The organism is Lysobacter sp. Soil_N_23, assembly GCF_057656135.1.
The window spans coordinates 187243-213685 of the sequence record NZ_JBDGKY010000004.1; the positions used below are offsets into that span (position 1 = coordinate 187243).

Here is a 26443-nt window from a genome sequence, read left to right on the forward strand (position 1 = left end):
GATGCGCGGCTGGTCGCCTTCGACTTGCTTCTTCGCACTATTGGTACTGCTGGCCGGGCCTGAAACGAAGGCACAGGACACGGGCGACCGTTTCTATGGCGATCGCGTCGTGCGCTGCGAATCCAAGGGCGGACAGGCGCACCTGTGTCCGGTCGACATCAGGGGCGGCGTGCGGATGTTGCGATCGCTGTCGAAGTCCGCATGCGACGAAGGCCGCACCTGGGGCCTGATCGATGCGGGCATCTGGGTCCGGGACGGGTGTCGTGCGGAATTTGTCCTGGGCTATGGCGGCAGCGTCGGCAGCGCCTACGGCAGCCGCACCATTCGATGCGAATCGCGCGGCAACCGCTGGCAGCACTGCGACGCCGACATCAGTGCCGGCGCGGAGCTGGTGCGGCAACTGTCGAAGAACCCGTGCATCCGCGGCGACAACTGGGGCATCGACAATCGTGGCGTCTGGGTCTCCGGTGGCTGTCGCGCCGAATTCCGGATGATGGCGGTCGTCTCGCCCGAGACGACGCCTGGAAAGATCGTCCGATGCGATTCGACCGACAAGCTGCCGCGACATTGCCCGGCCGTCACCGAGGGCGGGGTGGTGCGCCTGTTCCGGCAGCTGTCACGTGCGGCCTGCATCGAGGGTCGCAGCTGGGGCGTGGACAAGAACGGAATCTGGGTCGAGGACGGCTGCCGTGCGGAATTCGAGGTCCGTCACAAGGACGACCTCAGCGGCGGCTGAATGGCCGCCAGCGGCGGCCACGGGGTGAAGCATTCGTTAAGCTGCCCTCGCTAGAGTGAGAACCATCTCAACGAGGAGCTGTTTCATGACCCCGTACTTGCCCATGTACTCGTCCACGCACTCGTGGAGGGGCCTCGGGATTCTGGTTGTGCTTGCAGCTTCAACGGTGGCCATGCCGGTCGCGGCGCAATACAACGGCGGCAACACGCCGACGGTCCGCTGCGATTCCAACGACAACCGCTACCGGCAGTGCGCTGCCGATACCCGTAACGGCGCCCAGTTGTTGCGGCAGTACTCCAAGAACGCATGCGTCGAGGGGCGTACCTGGGGGTACGACCGCAACGGCGTGTGGGTCAATGGTGGCTGCCGTGCCGAGTTCGCGCTGGTCCGTGCCGGCCAAGGTGGCGGGTGGGGCGGCGGCAATGGCGGGAGTGGCGGCAATGGCGGCGGCCGCAGCGTGCGCTGCGATTCCAACGACAACCGCTATGTGCAGTGCCAGATCGACGGCCGCAGCGCCTATCTGCTGCGCCAGTACTCGAAGTCGCCGTGCATCGAGGGCCGTTCGTGGGGCACCGGCCGAGGGTTCGTCTGGGTCGACGAGGGCTGTCGCGCCGAGTTCGCCAGTGGTTATGGCGGCGGCCACGGAGGCGGCAATGGCGGTGGCAACGGCGGCGGCTGGAACGGCGCACAGGCGCAGAAGCTGTACTGCGGCTCCGATGATCGCCGCCAGCGCCGTTGCAACGTGACGATCCGTCGCGATGCCCGCCTGGTCCGGCAAGCGTCCAAGGCGCCCTGCATCGAAGGCCAGAGCTGGGGCTGGGACCGCAATGGCGTCTGGGTGAGCAACGGCTGCCGCGGCGACTTCAGCGTCCTGTAAGGCAATCGCGGCGTCCCTCCCTTTCGCCGGCGGTGAAGGGGAGGGCGAGCACCGGGCAAGCCCGCCGCCGATAGTCCTGGGGTCGGACGTGCAGTTCGCTAAACTGCACGGCATGAACACCACCATCGATTTCGACCGCTACGACCGCATCCGCCCGATCCGCTGGACCGGGCAGGCCCTGGAACTGCTCGACCAGCGCAAGCTGCCGTTCGTGGTCGAGTACGTGACCTGCAACGACAGCGCTGCCGTGGCCGAAGCCATCCATGCCCTGACCGTGCGCGGCGCGCCGGCGATCGGCATTGCCGCTGCCTGGGGCGTGGTGCTGGCCGCGCGCGAGGTCGACGCCGCCGATGGCGCCGAGGCCGCAGGCAAGCTCGAGCCGGCCATGCAGCAGCTCAATGCCGCACGGCCGACGGCGGTGAACCTGGCTTGGGCACTGGCGCGGATGCGCCGCACGCTTGCCGCCGCCGGCACCGACTGGCGCGAAGTGCTCGAGCGCGAAGCGCACGCGATCGCCGATGAAGACCTCGCCGCGAACCGCCGCATGGGCGCGCTGGGCGCGGCCCTGATCGAGCCGGGCAGTGGCGTCCTGACCCATTGCAACACCGGCTCCCTTGCGACCGCGGGCTTTGGCACCGCATTGGGCGTGATCCGCGCCGGCGTGGCCGAAGGCCGCATCGACAAGGTCTTTGCCGGCGAGACCCGTCCGTGGTTGCAGGGCGCGCGCCTGACGGTGTGGGAGCTGCAGCAGGACGGCATCGCCCCGACCCTGATCGCCGACTCCGCCGCATCGCACCTGATGAAGACCGGCGACGTGCAATGGGTCGTGGTCGGTGCCGACCGCATCTGCGCCAACGGCGACACGGCCAACAAGATCGGCACCTACCAGCTGGCGATCGCCGCGCGCCATCACGGCCTGAAGTTCATGGTCGTGGCGCCGTCCTCGACGGTCGACATGGACACGCCTTCGGGCGATGCGATCCATATCGAAGAACGCGATCCGGGCGAGCTGTTCGGCGTCGGCGGCGTTCGCACAGCGGCCGAGGACGTGGGCGCCTGGAACCCGGTGTTCGACGTCACCCCGCACGAGTTGATCGATGCGATCGTGACCGAGCGTGGAGTGATCGAGCGCCCCGACGCAACCGCCATGAAGGCCGCCTTCGGCTGAGCCTGGGCATCCAGTCGTTCGCGGGGAGACGTCGGGCAGAAGCCACGTCCATGGGTTCCCGCCTTCGCGGGGATGACGATCCTGGAAGCAACGACGCTGGGTCCCCGCCTTCGCGGGGATGACGGGGTTTCAGTGACGGCGAAAAGCCCCTCTCCCGCTTGCGGGAGAGGGGTTGGGGTGAGGGCCGCCGAAGACCATGCAACGAAACTCTGAAGCGTCGTCCACCGCGCCCCGCATTCGGACAGGATGTCCGACTAAGGGGCGGAGCAATCCCCGGCGTGGTGGACGACGCCGTTCCGTAGGCAGCAGGCTTGTTCGGCAGCCAGGATCAAGATGGATCCCGACGTTCGCCGGGATGACGGTGGAGGATATCCCCACGTCCCGCCCGCACGCCATTGCACGCTGCCGATAAATCCACTTTAAAAACCCCCGCAACTGCTTGTTTCTGCGTGGGAATCAGGCAGCAGACGGACCCCGTTCCGTGCTATGATTTCGTGTCCTTTTGAAGCCGTCGACGACGGGCTGTCAATGGCCCCCCGGCGGGGTCGGCGACGCAGGCCCGGCGGGCAGTTCCCGCGGCGGATTTTCAGACGTGATGCTCTTCAGACGTGATGCCCGACCGCAGTCGTCGCTGCGGACAACCAACGAACGGAAACCTGATGGCCGAACTCGCCAAGGAAATCATCCCGGTCAATCTCGAAGACGAGATGCGCCGCAGCTACCTCGATTACGCCATGAGCGTCATCGTCGGGCGCGCGCTCCCGGACGCGCGCGACGGACTCAAGCCAGTCCACCGCCGCGTGCTCTACGCGATGAACGAGCTCGGTGCCCACAGCAACAAGCCGTACTACAAGTCGGCGCGTATCGTCGGCGACGTCATCGGTAAGTACCACCCGCACGGCGACACCGCGGTGTACGACACCCTGGTGCGCATGGCCCAGCCGTTCTCGCTGCGCTACATGCTGGTCGACGGCCAGGGCAACTTCGGTTCGATCGACGGCGACAACGCCGCGGCGATGCGATACACCGAAGCGCGCATGTCGCGCATCGCCCACGAGCTGATGGCCGACATCGACAAGGAAACTGTCGACTTCCAGCCCAACTACGACGAAAAGGAACTCGAGCCCACGGTCATGCCGACCCGTGTGCCGAACCTGCTGGTCAACGGTTCGGCCGGTATCGCAGTCGGCATGGCGACCAACATCCCGCCGCACAACCTGTCGGAAGTGATCGACGCCACGATCGCCCTGATCGACGACCCGACCATCGACGTCGACGGCCTGATCCAGTACATCCCCGGCCCGGACTTCCCGACCGCAGGCATCATCAACGGCACCGCCGGCATCGTGAATGCCTACCGCACCGGCCGCGGCCGCGTGCGCATGCGCGCGCGCGCCGAGGTCGAAGTGGCCGACAACGGCCGAGAAGCGATCGTCGTCACCGAGATCCCGTACCAGGTCAACAAGGCGCGGCTGATCGAAAAGATCGCCGAGCTGGTCAAGGAAAAGAAGCTCGAAGGCATCAGCGAGCTGCGCGACGAGTCCGACAAGGACGGCATGCGCATCTTCATCGAGGTCAAGCGCGGCGAGTCGGCCGAGGTCGTGCTAAACAACCTCTATCAGCAGACGCAGATGGAGTCGGTGTTCGGCATCAACATGGTCGCCATTGTCGACGGCCGACCGAAGCTGCTGAACCTGAAGGACCTGCTGGAAGTGTTCGTGCGCCACCGCCGCGAGGTGGTGACCCGCCGCACCATCTTCGAGCTGCGCAAGGCCCGCCAGCGCGCCCACATCCTCGAAGGCCTGACGGTTGCGCTGGCCAACATCGACGAGATGATCGAGCTGATCAAGACCTCGGCCAACCCCAACGAGGCGCGCGACCGCATGCTCGCCCGCAAGTGGGAAGCCGGTCTGGTCGGCGCGCTGCTGTCGGCGGCCGGTTCCGACGCCTCGCGTCCGGAAGACCTGCCGGCCGGCGTCGGCCTGGTCGATGGCTTCTACCAGCTCACCGAGACCCAGGCCCAGCAGATCCTCGAGATGCGCCTGCACCGCCTGACCGGGCTGGAGCAGGACAAGCTGACCGAAGAGTACAAGCTGCTGCTGGAGACCATCCGCGGCCTGATCGAGATCCTCGAGGATCCGAACGTGCTGCTGGAAGTGATCCGCACCGAGCTGCGCAACGTCAAGGAAGAGTTCGGCGACGCGCGCCGCAGCGAGATCCGTGCCAGCGAGGAAGACCTCGACATCCTCGACCTGATCGCGCCGGAAGACGTCGTGGTGACCCTGTCGCATTCGGGCTACGCCAAGCGCCAGCCGGTCAGCACCTACCGCGCGCAGAAGCGCGGCGGCAAGGGCCGCAATGCGGCGGCGACCAAGGACGAGGACTTCATCGACCACCTGTGGCTGGTCAACACGCACGACACGCTGCTGACCTTCACCAGCGCCGGTCGCGTGTTCTGGCTGCCGGTGCACCAGCTGCCCGATGCCGGTCCGAACGCGCGCGGTCGCCCGATCATCAACTGGATCCCGCTGGAAGCCGGCGAGCAGGTGCAGGCGGTGTTGCCCGTGCGCGAGTATGTCGAAGACCAGTTCGTCTTCTTCGCCACCCGCAACGGCACCGTCAAGAAGACCCCGCTGACCGAGTTCGCCTTCCGCCTGCAGCGCGGCAAGATCGCGATCAACCTTGACGACGGCGATGCCCTGGTCGATGTCTCGCTGACCGACGGCACCCGCGACATCATGCTGTTCGCCAGCAACGGCAAGGCCGTGCGCTTTGCCGAGGACGCGGTGCGCTCGATGGGCCGCACCGCCACCGGCGTGCGCGGCATCCGCCTGGCCGAAGGCGAGGAAGGCGAGGACGGCGCGGAGAACACCGGTGGCGCCCACGTGGTCAGCCTGATCGTGGTCGAAGGCGACGGCGACATCCTCACCGCCAGCGAGCGCGGCTACGGCAAGCGCACCCCGCTGGAGGAATACCCGCGCAAGGGTCGCGGCACGCAGGGCGTGATCGCGCTCAAGACCACCGAGCGCAACGGCATGCTGGTCGGTGCGGTGCAGCTGTCCGATCACCACGACGTGCTGTTGATCTCCGACGGCGGCACGCTGGTGCGTACGCGCGCGGCGGAGATCTCGCAGGTCGGCCGCAACACCCAGGGCGTGACCCTGATGCGCCTGGCTTCCGATGAGAGCCTGCAGACCATCGAGCGCGTGGATGCCTCGCTGGACGAGGACGAGGAAGCCGGTGAAGCGGTGATCAACCCGGGTGCTGCCGACGGCGCCGTCGAGACGACCCCGGTTGCGGATTGATCGAACGCAGTAGCGAAAATGCCGCCGAAAGGCGGCGTTTTCGTTTCCGGCCCCGACATCCCGGCTATGGGCGCGGCGGTACGCGCTCGATCACTGCATCCACCGACAGGCGCTGCAGGTCCGCCACTTCGATCGCGTCGAACGAGCGCACGCGGATTCCGGTTCGCTGCACGCTGGTGTGCGTGCCGAACAGCGCCAGGCCCGGCGTCCCCAGGCAGGCGGCGAGATGGGTGGGGCCGGTGTCGTTGCCGACGACGAACGCGGCGTTGGCCAGCACGCCGGCGAGGGCGAACCAGTCCAGGAATCCCGACGGCCCCAGCAGCACCCGGCAAGGCAGCGTGCGGACCAGCTCCAGTTCGTCCGGACCGGGCGCGACCACGACCTGGCGCCCATCCGCGACGAGGCGCCGGGCCAGTTCCGCGAAGTGGGGCCAGCGCTTTTGTGGGTGACGGGCCGAACTCCCCGGAATCAGCGCGACGTAGCCTGCTTCGACGCCGGACTCAGCGAGCAGGGCAGACACGTCGTCGGCCATCCAGCCCACGTCCGGTGCACCCGTATGCGTCCCGGGCACGCCGGCCTTTGCCAGCAGGCGGGCATACGCGATCCGGTCCGGCACTGTGCTGGAACCTGGGTTGTCCCTGCCGTGCCACGCCAGTCCGGGGGCCAGCAAGCGCCGGTAAAGACGTGTGCGCTGGCTGCCCTGGAGGTCGTAGACGCGGTCGAAGCGGCGTCCGCGCAACTCGCGGATCAGCTCCAGGTTGTGGTCGATTCGAAGCCATGGCGCGCGCGGGTCGACGATCAGCGCGTCCACGTGCGGGCACCGAGCCATCAGCCGGCGGAACTGCGGCGCGACCAACAGGGTGATGTGAGCGTCAGGGTGGTGCGCGCGGATGTCGCGCAGGGCGCCGTCGGCCTGGACCAGGTCGCCGAACGCGCCCTGGCGGATCACCAGGATGGAAGGGCGTGGCCTCGCACCCGGCACGGGCATGCCGGCGACTGGTTCGCTGGCCAGGGAGGGCATGTGTTCGCGCAACATCGTGGTCCGGGGAAAGGCAGGCGGGCCATCGGCCCGACGCGCGGATGATGGCATAGACGATCGCGTTTTCGTGTGGCGACCGCTGCAGGGCAACGGCAGGCAACGGCGAGAAATTGGCGTTAGCGACTGCCGTCGGGATCCTCCTATACTTCGCGAAAATCAGGGGAGGCCGCATGAAGCGCGTATCCGTCACGGAAGGAGCCGTCCGTATCCCTCTGCGCGTACCGTCGCCGTCGAGCCGACAGGCGCGAAGCAGGCTGGTGCGAAGCCTGATCGCCGTCATCGTGGCGGCGACACTGCTGTGCGGGGGCTGCAAGCGCGATGCCGATGGACAGCTGCCTGCGGTCAGCGGCAAGGCGGTGCAGGGCAATCGCGAAGCGGTGCAGGGGTTCGCGCTGGTCGCGGCTTATCCCGATCAGAAAGCCGACGAGCAGATGGCGATCGCCCTGGAGTTCAGCCGGCCGCTGGTGGGCAGCCAGGACTTCGACGAACTGATTTCCGTCACCGATGCCAAGGGCGCGGTGATCAAGGGCAGCTGGGTGTTGTCGGACGACGCCAAGGTGCTGCGTTTCCCGCACGTCGACGCCAGTCGCGACTATGTCGTCGCGATCAAGGGGGGACTGACCGCGGCCGCCGGCGATCGCCTCGGCCAGCAGTTGCGCAAGCAGGTGCACACCGGGCCACTGGACCCGGTGGTCGGATTCGCCTCGCAGGGGAGCGTGCTGCCGGCGCGCGAAAGCCGTGGCCTGCCGGTGGTGTCGGTGAATGTCGCCGAGGTCGATGTCGAGTTCCTGCGCGTGCGCGACAAGGAGCTGCCGCGGTTCTTCGCCCAGTACCAGCGCGGCGGCCGTCGCGGCAGTTGGGAGCTGGGCAGCGATTACAGCGACAAGGCGCCGCTGGAACGTCTCGCCGAACCGGTCTACGTGAATCGCTTCGTGCTCGGCGGGAAGACCAACGAACGCGTGCTGACCTACCTGCCTTTGCAGGACATCAGGGAGTTGCAGCAGCCCGGCCTGTACTTCGCCGTGATGAAGCGCGCGGGCGAGTTCCAGGACCGCTACGAGACCGCGTTCTTCACCGTCAGCGACCTGGGCCTGCACGCACGCGCCTACAAGGACAAGCTGTTCGCCCACGCCGCCTCGCTGCAAAAGGGATCGGCGGTCGGCGGCGTCGAGCTGAAGGTGCTCGACGACAAGGGCGAGACGGTGATGAAGGGCGAGACCGACGGTAACGGCAACGTGATGCTCGGCTACACGCTCGACGCCGCGCATGTGCTGGTGGCATCGCACGGCAAGGACGTGTCGATGCTGCCGTTCAACCAGCCGGCACTGGACCTGTCGGAGTTCGCCGTCAGCGGTCGCGAGCAGGCCTGGTTCGACGTGTTCGCCTGGTCGGGACGCGACCTGTACCGTCCTGGCGAGACCGTGCGGGTGTCAGCGCTGCTGCGCGACCAGGACGGGCAGCCGGTCGCCACCAAGGGCAAGCCGCTGCAGCCGCTGTTCCTGCGCTACGTCCAGCCTGACGGCAAGACCTTCCTGGAAACCCGCCTGCAACCGGACCCGCAGGGTTACGTGCGGCACGCGCAGGTGATCCCGGTGGATGCCGCGACCGGGCGTTGGCGCATCGAGTTCCGAACCGATCCCGGCAGCAAGGAGGCGGTGCAGGGCATGACGCTGCGGGTCGAGGAATTCCTGCCCGAACGGCTCAAACTCGATCTGCAGGCACAGCCCGTGCTCAAGCCGGGCGAACCGGTGCACCTGGCGGTGGAGGGCGCCTATCTCTATGGCGCGCCCGCGGCAGGCAACCGCTTCACCGCCAAGCTGGCGGTGGCGGTCGAACAGCACCCGCTCGAGCAGATGCCGGGCTACTTCTTCGGCGACCCGACACTGTCGCTGCCGAAGGAAGCCAAGGACGCCATCGATGCGAAGCTCGACGCCAACGGCCGGCTGCGGCAGGATATCGCCTTGCCGGCCGAGGCCAAACCGGTCAGCACGATCGCCGCGATAGTGACCGGCAGCGTGTTCGAGAGCGGTGGTCGCAGCGTCAACCGCAGCGTCAAGCGCGTGCTGTGGCCGGCCGACGCCATTGTTGGCGTGCGCCCGCTGTTCGACGACAAGGAAGGCAGCGATGCCAATGCCAACGCCGGCTTCGAGCTGGCCCGCGTCGGCAGCGACGGCAAGCCGCGTGCCGGCAAGGGCCTGCGCGTCACGCTGGTCCGCGAGCATCGCGACTACCACTGGAACTACCAGGACGATGGCGGCTGGGACTACGACTTCACCCGCCGCTACGAGGACATCCAGACACGCACGCTCGACGTCGGCGATGCGGCGCAGCGGATCGACTTCCCGGTCGAGTGGGGCGATTACCGTGTCGACGTGTTCGATCCGGCGACGAAGCTGACCACGCGCTACCCGTTCACCGCCGGCTGGAGCTGGGACGACGACAACCGCGGCCTCGACGCGCGCCCCGACAAGGTCAAGCTTGCCCTCGACAAGACTGCCTACCGCGCCGGCGACACGCTCAAGGTGACGTTGACGCCACCGCACGAGGGCAAGGGCCTGCTGATGGTCGAGAGCGACCGCATGCTCTACGTGCAGGGCGTCGACGTGAAGGCCGGCAGCACGTTCGAGATCCCGGTGACGAAGGACTGGGAACGGCACGACGTGTATGTCACCGCACTGGTGTTCCGTGGCGGCAGCGCGCCGAGCAGGATCACGCCCGCGCGCGCGGTCGGCGTCGCCCACGTGTCGATGGACCGGCGCGATCGCAAGGTCGCCGTCGGCCTGTCCGCGCCGGCGCTGATGCAGCCCGAGCGCGATCTGCCGGTGACGGTGGGCGTGCCGCAGCTGGCGGGCGAGGATGCGTTCGTGACGGTGTCGGCGGTGGACGTCGGCATCCTCAACATCACCCGCTTCCCGGTGCCCGATGCTGCCGCGCATTTCTTCGCCCAGCGCCGGCTCGGTGTCGATGCCTATGACATCTATGGTCGCGTGATCGAAAGCTTCGAAGGCGGGATCGCCAAGCTGCGCTTCGGCGGCGACATGGCATTGGCGGCGTTGCCGCAGGCACGCCGCCCGACGGCTCGCGTGCAGACAGTCGATCTGTTCGCCGGCCCGGTCAAGCTCGATGCGCGCGGCAATGCGCGCATCAACCTGGCCGTTCCCGACTTCAACGGCACGCTGCGCGTGTCGGCACTGGTGTACTCGGGCAACCGCTACGGTAGCCGCGATCGCGAGACGATCGTGCGTGCGCCGATCCTCGCCGAAGCCAGCCTGCCACGCGTGCTCGCACCCGGCGACCGCAGCAACGTCACCCTGGATGTCCAGAATTTCACCGGCCGTGCCGGTGAGTTCAAGGTCGAAGTCAACGGCGAAGGGCCGCTGTCGCTGGCAGACGGTGCACGTACTGCCAGCCTCGGTGTGGAAGCGAAGTCCACCTACACCTTCCCGTTGCAGGCCAGGGAGGGTTATAGCACCGCGCAGGTACGCGTGCGCGTGCAGGGCAACGGCTACAAGGTCGACCGCCGCTACGAAGTGCCGGTGCGACCGGCCTGGCCGGCGATGCTCCGCGCCCGTACCCGTGTCCTCGATGCTGCAGGCCCCGTGCCGCTGGCTGCCGATCTGGCCGAGGGCCTGATGCCCGATTCGGTCAACGCGCGACTGTCGGTCAGCGCACTGCCGCCGATCCCGTTCGCGAGCGCCCTGAAAGGCGCGCTGGAGTACCCGTACGGCTGCGCCGAGCAGACCACCAGCAAGGGCTTTGCCGCGCTCGAGCTGGACGATGCGACCGCGCGGATGCTCGGCGTCACCGGACTGGATGCGAAGGTGCGCCGCACGCGGATGGAAGGCGCGTTCGGGCGCCTTGCGGCGATGCAGATCGGCTCCGGCCACTTCTCGATGTGGGGCAGTGGCGACTACGTCAATCCGCTGATCACGCCTTACGTCGTCGAGTTCCTGCTGGACGCGCGCGAGGCCGGGTTCGCAGTGCCCGACACCGTGCTGCAGAAGGCGTTGAAGGTCCTCAACGAGGATCTGCTGTCCGGTGGCCAGGCGTTCTTCGGCTACGACCGGCGCGAGCACCTGAAGTTCGCCTACCAGGCCCATGCCGGCTACGTCCTGGCGCGGGTGAACCGTGCACCGCTGGGCACGCTGCGCGCGCTCTACGACAACGACCGCAAGCAAAGCCTGACCGGGTTGCCGCTGGTGCACCTGGGCCTGGCCTTGGCGTTGCAGGGCGACAAGGCGCGCGGCGGCAAGGCGATCGCGGAAGGCTTCGCGCGCGACCCGGCTGACCGGCCGGACTACCTCGGCGACTACGGCAGTCGTGTGCGTGACGACGCCCTGATGATCGCGCTCGTCCACGAGCATGATCTGGCCACGCCGGCGTTCGACGCGAGGGCAGTAGATCTGGGCCGCGAGCTCGACGCACGCCGCAACAGCGGCTGGATGTGGCTGAGCACGCAGGAACAGGTGGCGCTGGCGCGGCTGGGCAAGGCACTGATGGCCGAGAACGGCAAACAGGTTTCCGGCCAGTGGAAGGTTGGCGAGGTCGTGGCCGATGCGCCGTCGGCGCGCATCATCGGCCGCGCGTTCGATCACGCCTCCTTGCTGCGCGGCGTGTCCTTCAATGCCAAGGGCGAGCCACCGTTGTTTGCCAGTTTCGAAGTCGCCGGCGTCCCACGCCGCGCACCGGAACCGGACGAGTCGCTGATCAAGGTGTCGCGCAAGTACTTCGCCACCGATGGCACGGAGTGGAAGGGTGGCGTTCTGGAAGAGGGCGAGGCGCTGATCGTGCAGGTCGCCATCACCCCCAGTCGCGACATGCCCGATGCGCTGCTGACCGACCTGCTGCCGGCCGGCCTGGAGATCGAGAACTTCAACCTCGGCGACGGCAAGCAGTGGGCCGGCGTGGTCATAGACGGCACAGAGATCGCCGATCGCGACGAAGCAGCAGAAGTGCGCCACGAGGAGTTCCGCGACGATCGCTACGTGGCCGCGCTCAAACTCAATACCGGTAACACCGCGCGCGTGTTCTACCTGTTGCGGGCGGTGACGCCGGGTACCTACACCGTACCGCCGCCGCTGGTGGAGGACATGTACCGGCCGCAGCTGCGTGGCGTCGGCAGGTCGGTGCCGGCAACGTTGACGGTGAAGCAGCCGGGAGGCGGGTGAGGCGTATCGACTCGAACACCCCGGTACCGTCATCCCGGCGAATGCCGGGATCCAGGCCGAGGACCCTTCCGCCTCGTCACCGTCATCCCGGCGTACGCCGGGATCCATTTGCCTTTGTTGTTGCAGCAACGACTTTGCAGCAGTGACCCGTGAAGACTGAAAGCAGGATCAAGGTGGGTCCCGGCGTACGCCGGGATGACGGCCGGGCGCCGGGACGGTCGAGGCATCGTCGTGCGCTGATGACGTTGCTGACGGCGCTGTCGTCATTGGTTGTTGCCATGCTCCTCGACCTCGCATTCCCCTTGCCCTTGCCCGACCGCAACGACGACGGCGCCGTCGTGGTCGCCGCCGACGGAACCCCGCTGCGCGCATTTGCCGATCGCCATGGAATCTGGCGCTATCCGGTCACCCTCGAACAGGTTTCGCCGCTCTACCTGCAGGCCCTGCTGAACTACGAAGACCGCTGGTTCTGGGAACACCCCGGCATCAACCCGGTGGCGATGCTGCGCGCAGGCGGACAGTGGCTGCGCAGCGGGCGGGTGGTCTCGGGCGGGTCGACGCTGACCATGCAGGTCGCACGCATCCTCGATCCGGGCATCCGCACCGGCACGCGCACGCCATGGGCCAAGCTGCGCCAGCTGCTGCGCGCGGTACAGCTGGAAGTGCACCTGTCCAAGCGCGAGATCCTCGCCCTGTACCTGCAACGCGCGCCATTCGGCGGCACGGTCGAAGGCGTCGAGGCGGCCAGCTGGGCCTACCTGGGCAAGCCGGCGTCGCGCCTGTCGCACGCCGAGGCGGCGCTGCTGACGGTGCTGCCGCAAGCCCCCAGCCGCCTTCGTCCGGACCGGGAGCCCGAGCGCGCACGCATCGCCCGCGACAAGGTGCTGTCGCGCATGCAGACCCTGGGTGTGTGGTCGCGCGAACAGGTTGCCGATGCGCGCATCGAACCGGTAGTGGCGCGATCGCTGCAACCGCCGCTGCTGGCGCCGCTGCTTGCACAGCGGCTTCGCTTTGAACGCCCGCAGGCGTCGCGGCTGGTATCGACCCTCGATGCGGATCTGCAACGCACGCTGGAAGAGCGCGTCGCCCGCTATTTCTCCGACTTGCCCGCGCGCACGTCCGCGGCCCTGCTGGTGGTCGACAACGCCACGCTGGAAGCGCGTGCCTACGTCGGTTCGGTTGCGTTCGCCGATGCCAGCCGCCTTGGCCACGTCGACATGGTCAAGGCCTGGCGTTCGCCGGGCTCGACGCTCAAGCCCTTCCTGTATGGACTGGCACTCGATGACGGCCTGATCCATTCCGAAAGCCTGCTGGTCGACGCGCCGCAGTCCTTCGGTGGTTACCGGCCGGGCAACTTCGATGCAGCATTCAACGGCCCGGTCAGCGCCGCCCAGGCCCTGCGCCTGTCGTTGAACGTGCCCGCCGTCGACCTGCTCGACCGGATCGGCCCGGCCCGCTTCTCCGCGCGGCTGGCGCACGCCGGCATCCGCCTGCAGTGGCCGCGTGGTGCCTCGCCAAACCTGGCGATGATCCTCGGCGGCACCGGGGCAAAGCTCGAAGACCTGGTCGGTGCCTACGCCGCGCTCAACCGCGACGGTGTCGCTGGCAAGGTGCGCTACACCACCGATGCCCCGCATCTGGACCGGCGCCTGATGTCGCCGGGAGCGGCGTGGATCGTGCGCGAGATTCTCCAGGCCAATCCGCGTCCGGGCAGCGCTGCCGATACGTTCGACGCGAGTGGCCGACCACGCGTCGCCTGGAAGACGGGCACCAGCTACGGCTTCCGCGATGCCTGGGCGCTTGGCAGCACGCGCCGCTACACGGTCGGTGTTTGGGTGGGTCGACCAGACGGGACGCCATTGCCGGGGCAGTACGGCGCGGTGACGGCCTTGCCGCTGCTGTTCGAAGTGATCGACACGCTGCCGCGCCAACGCGGCGATGCATCGCCGCGGACACCGCCGTCCACAGTCGAGGATGTGGAAGTGTGCTGGCCCCTGGGCCTGCCACCGGACCCGCAGGCACCGCAGCTGTGCCAGCGCCGCCTGCAGGCATGGGCGCTGGAGGGTTCGTTGCCGCCGACGATGGCAGAGCGCGACGCGCGGTTGTGGAATACCGGTGTCGAGCGCTTCGAGGTAGATGCACACAGTGGCCTTCGCCTGTCCGGCGAATGCGCCGCGCCACATGTGCGAGCGCCGCGCCTGCTGGCGCGCTGGCCGGTGCTGGCCTCACCATGGCTGCCCGCACAAACCCGCCAGGCGGCTCGGCTGCCGCCACTGGCAGCCGATTGCGTGGCCGACGGCCGCGACGCGGTCGAAGAGCTGAGAATAGACGGGCTGGCCGATCGCGCGACGCTGGCGCGCGCACCCGGCAGCGAACATCCGGTGCGACTGTCGCTGCGCGCACTGGGCAGCGACGTGCGCATCCGCTGGTTGCTCGACGGCCGCCTGATCGGCGAGTCGAGCGGCGCCGGTGCGTTCGTGCACGACTTCGGCGAGCCTGGCGCGCACACGCTGACGGCATTGGCCGACAGCGGTGCGTGGTCGCGAATACAGTTCAGCGTGCTGCGCTAGCGTGCGCAGCGAACGCTCAGACGTCCTGCTTGAGCTGGGCCAGCATGTGCTCCGCCGATGACACCCGGAACTCGCCCGGCGCCTCGACATTGAGCAGCTTCACCACGCCGTCCTCGGCGTACAGCGAGAAGCGGCGGGCGCGGCGGCCCATGCCGTAGGCGCTGGCGTCCAGCTCCAGGCCGAGGGCACGGGAGAAATCGCCGTTGCCGTCGGCCAGCATCATCAGTCCGTCCGGGACGTGCTGGCTCTGGCCCCAGGCCTGCATCACGAACGGGTCGTTGACCGACATGCACGCCACTTCGATGCCCTGGCTGCGGAACTCGTCGAAGTGCTGCACGAAGCCGGGCAGGTGCTTTTCCGAGCACGTCGGCGTGAAGGCACCGGGCACCGCGAACAGGACGATGTTGCGACCGTCGAACAGGGCATTGGTGTCGAGCGTCTCGACGCCTTCGCGAATGCGCTGCAGGGTAACCTCGGGGATGTGATCGCCGATCTGGATGGTCATGGGGGACTCCGGTGAGAATGGGCAGCATACTGGCAGCGCCAGGAATGCCGCGTCAAAGTCACTTGAAATCGACTGCGCGGCTGCCATTGTCTGCTCGGACCGGCCACGCCGGGTCCGAAGCCATGGCCAATGCATTGATGGAGCCAGAGCATGCAGTTCAAGGACTATTACGAGACCCTGGGCGTGGAGCCCAGCGCCGGCGAAGCCGAGATCAAGACGGCCTATCGCCGGCTCGCCCGCAAGTACCACCCGGACGTCAGCAAGGAAGCCGGTGCCGAGGAAAAGTTCAAGGCGATCAACGAGGCCTACGAAGCACTGCGCGACCCGCAGAAACGTGCGGCATACGACCAGCTGCGCGCGCGCGGCTATCGCCCCGGCGACGAAGTGCAGCCACCGCCTGGCGGGTTCGGTGGCGGCGGCCATGGCGGCGGTGTCGACTTCGACGAGATCTTTGCAGGCGGCGGTGCCGGCGGTGGTTTCAGCGACTTCTTCGAGAGCATGTTCGGACGCGGCCGTGCCGGCGATTTCGGCCAGCGCGGTCCGCAGCCGCGCGGCGACACGCGCGCCAAGCTCGCCGTGTCGCTGGAAACCGTGTATGACGGCGGCAGCGTGCGCATCTCGGTCAACGATCGCACGCTGGATGTGCGCATTCCCAAGGGCATCCGTCCGGGTCAGGTGATAAGGCTGGGTGGGCAGGGCGCGCAAGGGGATTTGTTGCTGGAGATCGAATACGCCGCCCATCCGCAGTTCGAAGTCGACGGCCGCAACGTGATCTACGTGCTGCCGGTGGCGCCGTGGGAAGCGGCGCTGGGCGCAGCGGTCAGCGTGCCGACGCTGGGTGGCGCGGTGGAGCTGAAGATTCCCGCCAACTCCGAGGCCGGCCGCAAGTTGCGCCTGCGCGGGCGCGGATTGCCGGGCGATGCATCGGGCAAGGTCGCAGCGGGCGACCAGCTGGTCGAGCTGGAAGTGCTCGCGCCGCGCGCCCAGGACGACGCGCAGCGGCAAGCGTATGAAACGATGCGTGAGGCGTTCGGCGACGACTGGCGTCGCGCCTGAGCGTGCTGGCGACCCTGCTGCACGGGGTCGCCAGGGGCCCGGTCAAACCGGAGCCGTCAGGCCGGAATCATCTGGGCGATGATGTCGGCCAGGTCGCTCTCGCTGAAGGGCTTGGTGATGTAGGCCTTGGCGCCCTGGCGCATGCCCCAGACGCGGTCGGTGTCCTGGTCCTTGGTGGTGACCAGCACGACCGGGATGTGCGACGTGCTTGGGTCGCGGCAGATCGAACGCGTTGCCTGGAACCCGTTGAGGTTGGGCATGACGACGTCCATCAACACCATGTCCGGAAGCTCGCGCTTGGCCGCTTCCACCCCTGCGGCGCCGTCCTCGGCCGTCAATGCTTCGTGGCCAAGCTTCTCGACGATGCGACGGATGCCCATCAACTGCGACGGCGAGTCGTCGACGATCAGAATGCGCGCCATATGTTTCCCCCTGAACCTGACGCGATTGTAGCGGCCGGCGGTGGGGCCGCAATAGCGGGGTGAAGTCGCAACGGGTTCCCGGATCCGGAACCGGGAACCAGGTGCCGATATGCGTCCGCAGTCAGGCCAACGCCACCAGGGTCCGGCCGAGCGAACCGCCCGCCAGCATCGAGGCGAATACCTCCGGCAGTTGTTCCAGGCGCACTTCGCGCATGCAGATGCGGTCGAGGTGACGCGGCTTCCAGTCGCTTGCCAAGTGTTGCCAGACGGCTTCGCGAATGTCACGGGCGGTGCCGGCGGAGGCGACGCCGAGCAGTGAAACGCCGCGAATGATGAACGGCATCACGGTTGCGTCGAGATCGGCCGAGGCGGCGAGTCCGGCACTGGCGACGTTGCCGTACGGCGTGGTCTGCGCCAGCAGGCTGGCCAGCATCGGTCCGCCGACGTTGTCGAGCCCGCCGCCGAAACGCGCGGTTTCCATGGGCCGCGTGGTGGCGAGGGCATCGCGCCCGAGCACCTGGCTCGCGCCGATGGCCCTGAGGTAATCGGCGTGCCCGGCCTTGCCGCTGACCGCATGCACTTCGAATCCGGCACGGCTGAAGATGTCCAGCGCCAGCGAACCGACGCCGCCACTGGCACCGGTGACGGCGAGCGGGCCGAGCTCGGGCGTCTGCCGGTTCTCGGTCATGCGCAACAGCGCCAGCGCGGCAGTGAAGCCGGCCGTGCCCAGGATCATGCTCTCGCGCAGGCTCAGGCCCTTGGGCAACGGGATCACCCACTTCGATTCCAGTCGCGCGTACTCGGAGTAGCCGCCGTCGCGGGTCTCGCTGAGCCCGCAGCCGGTGACCAGCACTTCATCGCCTTCGCGGAACGCGGGATCGGAAGAGGACACGACATGGCCGGCGACATCGATGCCGCCGACCAGCGGAAAGCGGCGCAGGATCTTGCCCTGCCCGGTTCCGGCGAGGGCGTCCTTGAAGTTGACCGAGGAGTAGGCGGCCTTGATGACGACTTCGCCGGGGGCCAGGTCGTCGATCGATACCTGCTCGATGCCGCTGCGGTAACCGGCTTCGTCGTTGTGGATACGGAAGGCGTTGAAGGAAGTCGGCATCGTCATCGTCTTGATTCCGTCATCCCGGCGAACGCCGGGATCCAGTGGGGTACTTCAATCCATGATATCCGCGAAAAGGTCGCGCCATCCCGGGTTCGATTGCTCGATCAGCTCGAGTTTCCAAGCGCGGCGCCATTCCTTCAGCGCCTTCTCGCGGGAGATCGCCGATTCCATGGATTCGTGGAGTTCGTACCAGACGAGGGTGTGGACGTTGTACCGCCTGGTGAACCCGTCGACCGCGTCGGTGCGATGTTCAAAGAGGCGCTTGACCAGATTCGACGTGACGCCGATGTAGAGCGTGCCGTTTCGTGCGCTGGCCAGAATGTAGACACATGGCTGCTTCACCTGCGACTCCTCCGTGAGTCCGGGTGCCGATGCTACGACGGCAACAAATGATCCGTCATCCCGGCGAACGCCGGGATCCAGGCCCGCAACCTGTCAGTTCGTGATCTCGTCCCGCTTGCCGCTCCGGCACTGGATCCCGGCGTGCGACGGGATGACGGTGACGGTGGGGTGTGTGGGTACTGACCGCGAGACCGGCTGTGCCACAGATCGCTCGCGCAAGCACAACGGCCCATGGGAAGCGAACGTCATCCCGGCGAACGCCGGGATCCAGGCCCGCAACCTGTCAGTTGGTGATGTCGTCCCGCTTGCCGCTCCGGCACTGGATCCCGGCGTGCGCCGGGATGACGGTGAGGGTGGTGTGTGTGGGTACTGACCGCGAGACCGGCTGTGCCACAGGTCGCTCGCGGCAAGCACAACGACCCATGGGAAGCGAACGTCATCCCGGCGAACGCCGGGATCCAGGCCCGGAACCTGTCAGTTTGCGATGTCGTCCCGCTTGCCGCTCCGGCACTGGATCCCGGCGTGCGCCGGGATGACGATGATGGCGGGATGACGGTAAGGGCGGGATGACGGTGAGGGCAGGGCGGCTGCGCGGGCAGGAACGGTCGGGTGGCGAGTGTCTTACCGCAGCGCCTTGCGCCGCTTCTCATCCATCCACTTCGAAGCAGCCGCCGGCTCGTATGCCTCCATCCACGTCAGCATCGCGCCAAGATCATCGCCGTGCCACAGATCCTCGCGCTGGTCCGGATGCAGGAAACGCTCGGCGACCATGCGGTCCATCATCGCCACCAGCGGCTCATAGAAGCCATCCACGTCCAGGAACGCACACGGCTTGTCGCCGATGCCCAACTGTCGCCACGTCAGCATCTCGAACATCTCGTCGAGCGTGCCGAAGCCGCCGGGCAGGGCAATGAAGCCGTCCGACAGGTCGAACATGCGCGCCTTGCGCTCGTGCATCGAGCCGACCACTTCGAGCTTTGTCACACCCTTGTGCGCGACTTCCCAGTTGACCAGCTGCTCGGGAATCACGCCGATGACTTCGCCACCCGCGGCAAGCACGGCGTCGGCGACCACGCCCATCAGGCCGACATTGCCGCCGCCGTAGACCAGCCCCAGCCCGCGCTTGGCCAGCTCGGTGCCCAGCGCGATCGCGCGCTCGGCGTAGATCGGCCGGGAGCCGGCATTGGAGCCGCAGTAGACACAGACATTCTTCATTTCATTGAACCCGTATTGCCTGGATTGAACAGGACGTCACAAACGCAAAAGGCCGCCAGCACCGGGGTGATGGCGGCCTTTCGGCTCGATCATCGCGATGAGATCGGCGAGGCGATCAGTTCGCCTTGTGGATCGAGCGCTTGTCGACCGCCATGGCGGCATCGTGGATCGCCTCCGACAGGGTCGGGTGGGCGTGGCAGATGCGCGCCAGGTCGTCGGCCGAACCCTTGAACTCCATCGTCAGCACGCCTTCGTGCACCAGCTCGGAGACGCCGACGCCAACCAGGTGCAGGCCCAGGACGAGGTCGGTCTCGGCATGCGCGATGACCTTGACGAAGCCGGCCGGCTCGCCCATCGCCACGGCGCGGCCGATGGCGGCGAACGGGAAGCTGCCGGTCTTGAACGGCGTGCCCTCGGCCTTGAGCTGCTGCTCGGTCTTGCCGACCCAGGCAATTTCCGGCTCGGTGTAGATGACCCACGGCACCGTGTCGAGGTTGACGTGGCCCGGCAGGCCGGCGATCAGCTCGGCAACGGCAATGCCTTCCTCGAAGCCCTTGTGCGCCAGCATCGGGCCGCGCACGCAGTCGCCGACCGCCCAGACGCCGTTGACGCCGGTGTGGCAGTGCTCGTCGACTTCGATCATGCCGCGCGCATCGAGCTTGACGCCGGTGCCGTCGGCCAGCAGGCCCTTGCTGGCGGCGCGACGGCCGACCGAGACCAGCAGCTTGTCGACGACGATCGTCTTCTCGCCTTCGGCGTCGGAATAGGTGACTTCGACTTCCTTGGCCTTGCCCTTGGTCTTGACCTCGGCCTTGCTCACCTTCGCGCCGAGCTTGATGTCCAGGCCCTGCTTCTTGAACTCGCGGGAAGCGGTCTTGGCCACTTCGGCATCGGCGGCGGCGAGGAAGTCGGGCAGGGCTTCGAGGATCGTGACCTCGGCGCCCAGGCGCTTCCACACGCTGCCCAGCTCCAGGCCGATCACGCCGGCGCCGATCACGCCAAGGCGCTTGGGCACGGCGGTGAAGTCGAGCGCGCCGACGTTGTCGACGATGGTGTCGTTGTCGAACTTGGCGAACGGCAGCTCGATCGAATCCGAACCGGCGGCGAGGATGACGTTGGTGGCCTTGAGCTCGACTTCGGAACCGTCGTGCTGCTTGACCTTCACCACGTTGCCCGGCTGCAGCTGGCCGAAGCCGTAGAACGGCGTGATCTTGTTGGCCTTGAACAGCATCGCGATGCCGCCGGTGAACTGCTTCACGATCTTGTCCTTGCGGGCGATCATGGTGCCGACGTCTATCCTGGCGTCCTTGGTGGTGATGCCGTGCTCACCGAACAGGTGCTGCAGGTTGTAGAACTGGCGCGAGCTGTCGAGCAGCGCCTTGGACGGAATGCAGCCCACGCGCAGGCAGGTGCCGCCGAGGGCGGGCTTGCCGTCCTTGCCGAGCGCGGCGTCGATGCACGCGGTCTTCAGGCCAAGCTGGGCGGCGCGGATGGCGGCGTGGTAACCGGCCGGGCCGGCACCGATGACGACTACGTCGAAGGTCTGCTGTTCGCTCACGTCTTTGATCCTTAACTTTTCATGGCCTTCCCCTTGAAGGGGAAGGAGCAGATCACATGCCCAGCAGCATCCGGTGCGGATTCTCGAGCTGGTTCTTGATGTCGACCAGGAACAGCACCGCTTCCTTGCCGTCGATGATGCGGTGGTCGTACGACAGCGCGATGTACATCATCGGCGCGGCGATGACCTGGCCGTTCTCGACGATCGCGCGCTCCTTGATGGCGTGCATGCCCAGGATCGCCGACTGCGGCGGGTTGACGATCGGCGTCGACATCAGCGAGCCGAAGGTGCCGCCGTTGGTGATGGTGAAGGTGCCGCCCTGCAGGTCGTCGAGGCCGAGCTTGCCGTCGCGCGCCTTCCTGGCGTAGTCGGCGATGCCCTTCTCGATGTCGGCGAAGCCCATGCGCTCGACATTGCGCAACACCGGCGTGACCAGACCCTTGTCGGTCGACACCGCGATCGAGATGTCGGCGTAGCCGTGGTAGATCACGTCGTTGCCGTCGACCGAGGCGTTGACCACCGGGTACTTCTGCAGCGCGTTGGCGGCGGCCTTGGCGAAGAAGCTCATGAAGCCGAGCTTGATGCCGTTGGCCTTCTCGAACTGCTCGCCCAGCTCCTTGCGCATGGCCATGACCTTGCCCAGGTTGACCTCGTTGAACGAGGTCAGCATGGCGATCGAGTTCTTCGACTGCATCAGGCGCTCGGCGATGCGGGCGCGGATGCGGGTCATCGGCACGCGCTCTTCCGGACGCGCGCCGCCGGCAGCGCCGACGCCCTTGCCCGAGGCGTAATTGACCAGGTCTTCCTTGGTCACCGCGCCGCGACGGCCGGTGCCTTCGACCTGTGCCGGATCGATGCCCTGGGTGACGGCGGTGAAGCGCGCGCCCGGCGGCAGATCGGCAGCAGGAGCGGCCTTGGCCGCGACAGAGGCGGACGCAGCTGCAGCCGGTGCTGCAGCAGGTGCCGCCGGCGCGGGGGCCGAAGCCGCCGGCGCTGCAGGTGCAGCGGCAACCGCGCCAGCCTCGACGATCGCGATCAGCTGCTCGCTGTTGACCGTGGTGCCTTCCGGAAACTTGATTTCCTTGAGCACGCCGTCGACCGGCGAGGGAACTTCCAGGACGACCTTGTCGGTTTCCAGGTCAACCAGGTTCTCGTCGCGCTTGACCGCGTCGCCGACTTTCTTGTGCCAGGTCGCGATGGTGGCGTCGGAGACGGATTCGGGCAGAACGGGAACTTTGATCTCGGTGCTCATGGGGTGCGTCCTAATGTCATTCCGAACGTAATGAGGAATCTTGATGCCCGGGCGGCGACGGCGCAGCCCGGGGCGACACGGTGATTCAATCGGCGATGTCTACTCTGCGGTGGCCTCACCGCGCAGCGGGTTGCGCAGCGCGTCGGCGACCAGCGCGGTCTGCTCGGCGACATGGTCGGCGAGGTGACCGGCCGCCGGCGACGGCGAGCGCGCACGACCTGCGTAGTGCAGCGTCTGCCCGGACTGCAGGCAGGCCGCCAGGTGGTGGCGGATCTGGTACCACGCGCCCTGGTTCTGCGGCTCTTCCTGGCACCAGACCACGTCGGTGGCCTTGGCAAAGCGCTTGAGCTCGGCCACCAGCTGCGGACGCGGGAACGGGTACAGCTGCTCGATGCGGAGAATGGCGACGTCGGTCAGGCCCTGCTTGGCCTGTTCCTCGATCAGGTCGTAATAGACCTTGCCGCCGCAGACCACGACGCGCTTGACCTTCTTGGCGTCGGCCGAGGCATCGGGGATCAGTTGCTGGAACTCGCCCTTGGCCAGTTCGTCCAGCGTCGACACCGCCAGCTTGTGGCGCAGCAGCGACTTGGGCGTCATCACCACCAGCGGCTTGCGCGTGGTCATGCGCATCTGCCGGCGGATCATGTGGTAGGCCTGCGCCGGCGTGGTCGGCGTGCAGACGATCATGTTCTCCAGCGCGCACAGCTGCAGGAAGCGCTCCAGGCGCGCGGAGCTGTGCTCCGGGCCCTGGCCTTCGTAGCCGTGCGGCAGGAACAGCGCCAGGCCGCACAGGCGACCCCACTTGGCCTCGCCCGAGGACAGGAACTGGTCGATCACGACCTGCGCGCCGTTGGCGAAATCGCCGAACTGCGCTTCCCAGATGTCCAGCGTCATCGGGTCGGCGGTGGTGTAGCCGTACTCGAACGCCATCACGGCCTCCTCGCTGAGCAGCGAGTCGATGATGGTCACGTCCGACGGATTCTTGACCAGGCGACGCAGCGGCAGCACGTACTCGTCGTTGGTCTGCTCGTGCAGGATCGCGTGGCGGTGGAAGAACGTGCCTCGACCGCAGTCCTGGCCGACCAGGCGCAGCTTGTAGCCTTCGTCGACGAGGGTGGCGTAGGCCAGGTTCTCGGCGAAACCCCAGTCGCCGCCGAGCTCGCCGGCGGACATCTTGCGGCGGTCCTCGTAGATCTTGGCCACGCGCGGATGCAGCTTGAGGTCGGCCGGGACGTCGTTGATGGTGACGGCGAGCTTGTCGAGCTTCTTGCGGTCGAAGGTGGTGTCGACCTTGTCGGACAGCTTGCCCGACAGATACTTCGACCAGTCGATGGTGAACTCGTCCGGCTTGACCTCGACCACCTCGGTGGTGACCGCGCCGTCATCGAGCTTCTGGCGATAACCGTCGACCAGCGCCTGCGCCTCGTCGGCGCTCAGCGTGCCTTCGGCGACCAGCCTGGCTGCGTACAGCTCGCGCGGCGTCTTGTGCTTGCGGATGACCTGGTACATCACCGGCTGCGTCGCGGCCGGTTCGTCGGCCTCGTTGTGGCCGTGGCGGCGGTAGCAGACCAGGTCGATGACCACGTCCTTGCCGAAGCGGTTGCGGAAGTCCAGCGCCAGCTCGGCGCAGAACACCACCGCTTCCGGGTCGTCACCGTTCACGTGCAGCACCGGCGCATCGACCATCTTGGCCACGTCGGTGCAGTACAGGGTCGAGCGCGCGTCCTGGACGGCGCTGGTGGTGAAGCCGACCTGGTTGTTGATGACGATGTGGACCGTGCCGCCGACGCGGAAACCGCGTGCCTGCGACATCTGGAACAGCTCCATCACCACGCCCTGGCCGGCAAACGCGGCGTCGCCGTGGATCAGGATCGGCAGCACCTGGTGGTGGCCCTTGTCGCCGCGACGGGTCTGGCGCGAACGCACGCTGCCGACCACGACCGGGTCGACGATTTCCAGGTGCGACGGATTGAACGCCAGCGCCAGGTGGACCGGGCCGCCCGGGGTGGCGACGTCGGCCGAGAAGCCCATGTGGTACTTCACGTCGCCCTGGTGGGCCAGGTCGCTGTGGACGTGCTCGAACTTGCCTTCGAACTCGTCGAACAGGTGGCGCGGCGGCTTGCCCAGGGTGTTGATCAGCACGTTGAGGCGGCCGCGGTGGGCCATGCCGATGACCACGTCCTTGGCGCCCTGTTCGCCGGCGCGGCGCACGGTGGTGTCCATCAGCGGGATCAGCGCGTCGCCGCCTTCCAGCGAGAAGCGCTTCTGGCCGACGTACTTGGTGCCCAGGTAGCGCTCGAGGCCATCGGCGGCGGTGAGCCGCTCGAGGATGCGCTTCTTGTCTTCGGCGGTGCGGCCGAACTTGCCACCGGCCTTTTCCAGGCGCTCATAGATCCAGCGCCGCTGTTCGGCGTCGGAGATATGCATGAACTCGGCGCCGATCGGGCCGGTATAGGTGGCCTTGAGCAGCGCGAGCAGGTCGCCCAGCTTCATGCGCTCGTTGCCACCGACGCCGCCGGTGCTGAACTCGGCCTTGAGGTCGTTGGCGGTCAGGTGATGGAAACCCAGCTCGAGGTCCGGCGCCTCCGGCTTCGTCAGCAGGCCAAGCGGGTCGATGTCGGCACCCAGGTGGCCGCGCGACCGGTACGCCGTGATCAGGCGGCCGACTTCGCGCTCGCGCTCGTCGCCGGCACCGGCGGCCACGGAGACCACCCCGCGGGCAGCCATGCGACCGGCCAGGGCGATGTTGTCGATGACGGCCGAATGCGGCACGTCACCGGCTTCGCGGCCCTTGAAGCCGTCGAAGTACGCCTTCCATTTGGGGTCGACACTGTCGGGGGAAACCAGGTACTGCTCGTACAGGTCCTCGACGAAAGCGGCATTGGCGCCGAGCTGGGAGGACTGGGAGAACTGCTTCAGGAGACTGTCCACGATGTTGATCGGGAAACTCGGTGGGAGAAGGCGGAGGAGGCCTGGATTGCACGCTTGTGCGGCTATTCAGGCGCCAAGATTCGGAATTATAGCCCTTGGCTGGAGCTAAACGGCTAACACTTATGTCGAATCAGCCACTGCAGCCAAGCCCTGGTCACATAGCGTTGGGTCGCCGGAGCCCGCTTCAAGGCCGAGAGCCACGCATTTCGTAGGAGCGAGCTTGCTCGCGATGGGGTGCCGGATGCCCATCGCGAGCAAGCTCGCTCCTACCCATCACAGGCCCAGGGCGCGGTACTCGCTGCAGGGCCGGGCCCGTTCCCAGACGGGATCGAAGTGGGCGCGCAGCTGGCGGCCGCGGGCCGGGTCGTCGAGGCGGGTCTCGCCGTCGAAGCGATGGCCGAGCGGGCGGAAGTACCAGCCACCGTCGTCGTTGGCGACGTAGGCACTGGGATAGTCCCGGTCCACCGGTTCCTCGATCGCGCGCAGGCCGAACGCGCTGGTCAGGCGCTGTGCGAGCCCGAGCAGTGGCGCGATGGCGCGTTGCGGCGCGGCCGGGTCCTGCAGCAGGATCCGCACCTCGCCGCCGGCCACGGCGAAGCGGCGCAATTCGGCCAGTACCTCGGGCTGGTCGAACAGGCCGGGGTCGAGTTCGCGGCTGTAGATGCACAGACGCCGGCGGGCGTTGGCAATCACACCCACCGTGGCCGCGATGCCGGCATCGCGGCGTTCCACGGCATTGACCGCGTCCAGCGCCAGCTGCATCGACTGGTGGTCCAGGCCCGCCTCGACGAAACGATCGCCGTAAGGCAGGAACCCCTGGCGGGCGTAGAACACGATCGCGGGCACCTGCGCATGCAGGCTCACCATCGGCCAGCGCAGTTGTCGGGCCTGCGTCAGCAGGGCGCGCAACAGCGCCTCGCCAACGCCCTGGCCGCGCCAGGAGGGCAGCACCGCCATGCGGCCGATGCGGTGGTCGGGCGTGAGGCGGCCGGTGCCGATCGGTTCGCCCTGACCGTCGCGGGCGATGACATGGACGCAGAGCGGGTCCAGCGCGTCGCGCTCGATCTCAACCGGCACGCCCTGTTCCTGGACAAACACCGCGTCGCGCACCAGGCGCAGCTCGGCCATGGCCTGCTGATATGCGACGGCCTCGACCCGGAACGCGCGGCCGGCCTGGCTCATGTC

General features: G+C 67.5%; 17 protein-coding genes. 7 read left to right on the forward strand and 10 right to left on the reverse strand.

The features are described from left to right. Position 1 precedes the first annotated feature (1 nt). The 4 genes from AC3A3X_RS05180 (at position 2) to gyrA (ending at position 6086) form a co-directional block, all read left to right on the forward strand. Complete coding sequence (locus AC3A3X_RS05180) at positions 2-736, forward strand: DUF3011 domain-containing protein (protein WP_487581965.1); 735 nt, start codon at positions 2-4, stop codon at positions 734-736. A gap of 148 nt (positions 737-884) precedes the next feature. Then, entirely contained in the window at positions 885-1613 is a 729-nt protein-coding gene (locus tag AC3A3X_RS05185) for a DUF3011 domain-containing protein (protein ID WP_487581966.1), read from the forward strand. A 112-nt stretch (positions 1614-1725) separates the two neighbouring features. Continuing rightward, positions 1726-2781 (forward strand): S-methyl-5-thioribose-1-phosphate isomerase, encoded by a 1056-nt coding sequence (gene mtnA / locus AC3A3X_RS05190; RefSeq protein WP_487581967.1) that lies wholly within the window; start codon positions 1726-1728, stop codon positions 2779-2781. Between the two features lie 659 nt (positions 2782-3440). Beyond that, positions 3441-6086 (forward strand): DNA gyrase subunit A, encoded by a 2646-nt coding sequence (gene gyrA / locus AC3A3X_RS05195; RefSeq protein ID WP_487581968.1) that lies wholly within the window; start codon positions 3441-3443, stop codon positions 6084-6086. 64 nt (positions 6087-6150) lie between these two features. On the opposite strand, the gene AC3A3X_RS05200 is transcribed toward gyrA, so the two are convergent. Beyond that, positions 6151-7122 carry a glycosyltransferase family 9 protein gene (locus tag AC3A3X_RS05200; protein WP_487581969.1) on the reverse strand — a complete coding sequence of 324 codons (972 nt, stop codon included), beginning with the start codon at positions 7120-7122 and terminating at the stop codon, positions 6151-6153. Positions 7123-7295: 173 nt separating this feature from the next. Between AC3A3X_RS05200 and AC3A3X_RS05205 the strand changes: the two genes are divergently transcribed. Further along, positions 7296-12293, forward strand: coding sequence for an alpha-2-macroglobulin family protein (locus tag AC3A3X_RS05205; RefSeq protein WP_487581970.1), 4998 nt, complete (start codon positions 7296-7298; stop codon positions 12291-12293). A 239-nt stretch (positions 12294-12532) separates the two neighbouring features. Continuing rightward, positions 12533-14863: a penicillin-binding protein 1C gene (pbpC, locus tag AC3A3X_RS05210; protein ID WP_487581971.1), complete on the forward strand. Its 2331-nt coding sequence runs from the start codon at positions 12533-12535 to the stop codon at positions 14861-14863. A 16-nt stretch (positions 14864-14879) separates the two neighbouring features. On the opposite strand, the gene AC3A3X_RS05215 is transcribed toward pbpC, so the two are convergent. Then, complete coding sequence (locus tag AC3A3X_RS05215; RefSeq protein WP_487581972.1) at positions 14880-15368, reverse strand: redoxin family protein; 489 nt, start codon at positions 15366-15368, stop codon at positions 14880-14882. Positions 15369-15518: 150 nt separating this feature from the next. Here AC3A3X_RS05215 and AC3A3X_RS05220 point away from each other — a divergent pair, with 150 nt between their 5' ends. Next, positions 15519-16424, forward strand: a complete 906-nt coding sequence (locus AC3A3X_RS05220; protein ID WP_487581973.1) for a DnaJ C-terminal domain-containing protein — start codon at positions 15519-15521, stop codon at positions 16422-16424. Positions 16425-16480: 56 nt separating this feature from the next. Here AC3A3X_RS05220 and pilH read toward each other — a convergent pair whose 3' ends face one another. The 8 genes from pilH to AC3A3X_RS05260 all read right to left on the reverse strand — a co-directional run bounded on the left by pilH (position 16481) and on the right by AC3A3X_RS05260 (position 26440). Beyond that, entirely contained in the window at positions 16481-16846 is a 366-nt protein-coding gene (gene pilH / locus AC3A3X_RS05225) for a twitching motility response regulator PilH (RefSeq protein ID WP_200605021.1), read from the reverse strand. 121 nt (positions 16847-16967) lie between these two features. Continuing rightward, positions 16968-17963, reverse strand: coding sequence for an oxidoreductase (locus AC3A3X_RS05230; protein WP_487581974.1), 996 nt, complete (start codon positions 17961-17963; stop codon positions 16968-16970). Between the two features lie 48 nt (positions 17964-18011). After that, entirely contained in the window at positions 18012-18302 is a 291-nt protein-coding gene (locus AC3A3X_RS05235) for a GIY-YIG nuclease family protein (protein ID WP_487581975.1), read from the reverse strand. A gap of 621 nt (positions 18303-18923) precedes the next feature. Beyond that, entirely contained in the window at positions 18924-19517 is a 594-nt protein-coding gene (locus AC3A3X_RS05240) for an LOG family protein (protein ID WP_487581976.1), read from the reverse strand. A 115-nt stretch (positions 19518-19632) separates the two neighbouring features. Continuing rightward, on the reverse strand, positions 19633-21075 hold the full coding sequence (lpdA, locus tag AC3A3X_RS05245; protein ID WP_487581977.1) for a dihydrolipoyl dehydrogenase: 1443 nt from the start codon (positions 21073-21075) through the stop codon (positions 19633-19635). 52 nt (positions 21076-21127) lie between these two features. Next, a complete protein-coding gene (gene sucB / locus AC3A3X_RS05250; protein WP_487581978.1) occupies positions 21128-22327 on the reverse strand; it encodes a dihydrolipoyllysine-residue succinyltransferase in 1200 nt (399 codons plus the stop codon). A gap of 99 nt (positions 22328-22426) precedes the next feature. After that, a complete protein-coding gene (locus tag AC3A3X_RS05255; RefSeq protein WP_487581979.1) occupies positions 22427-25258 on the reverse strand; it encodes a 2-oxoglutarate dehydrogenase E1 component in 2832 nt (943 codons plus the stop codon). A 273-nt stretch (positions 25259-25531) separates the two neighbouring features. Continuing rightward, positions 25532-26440 (reverse strand): GNAT family N-acetyltransferase, encoded by a 909-nt coding sequence (locus AC3A3X_RS05260; RefSeq protein ID WP_487581980.1) that lies wholly within the window; start codon positions 26438-26440, stop codon positions 25532-25534. Positions 26441-26443: the final 3 nt, after the last annotated feature.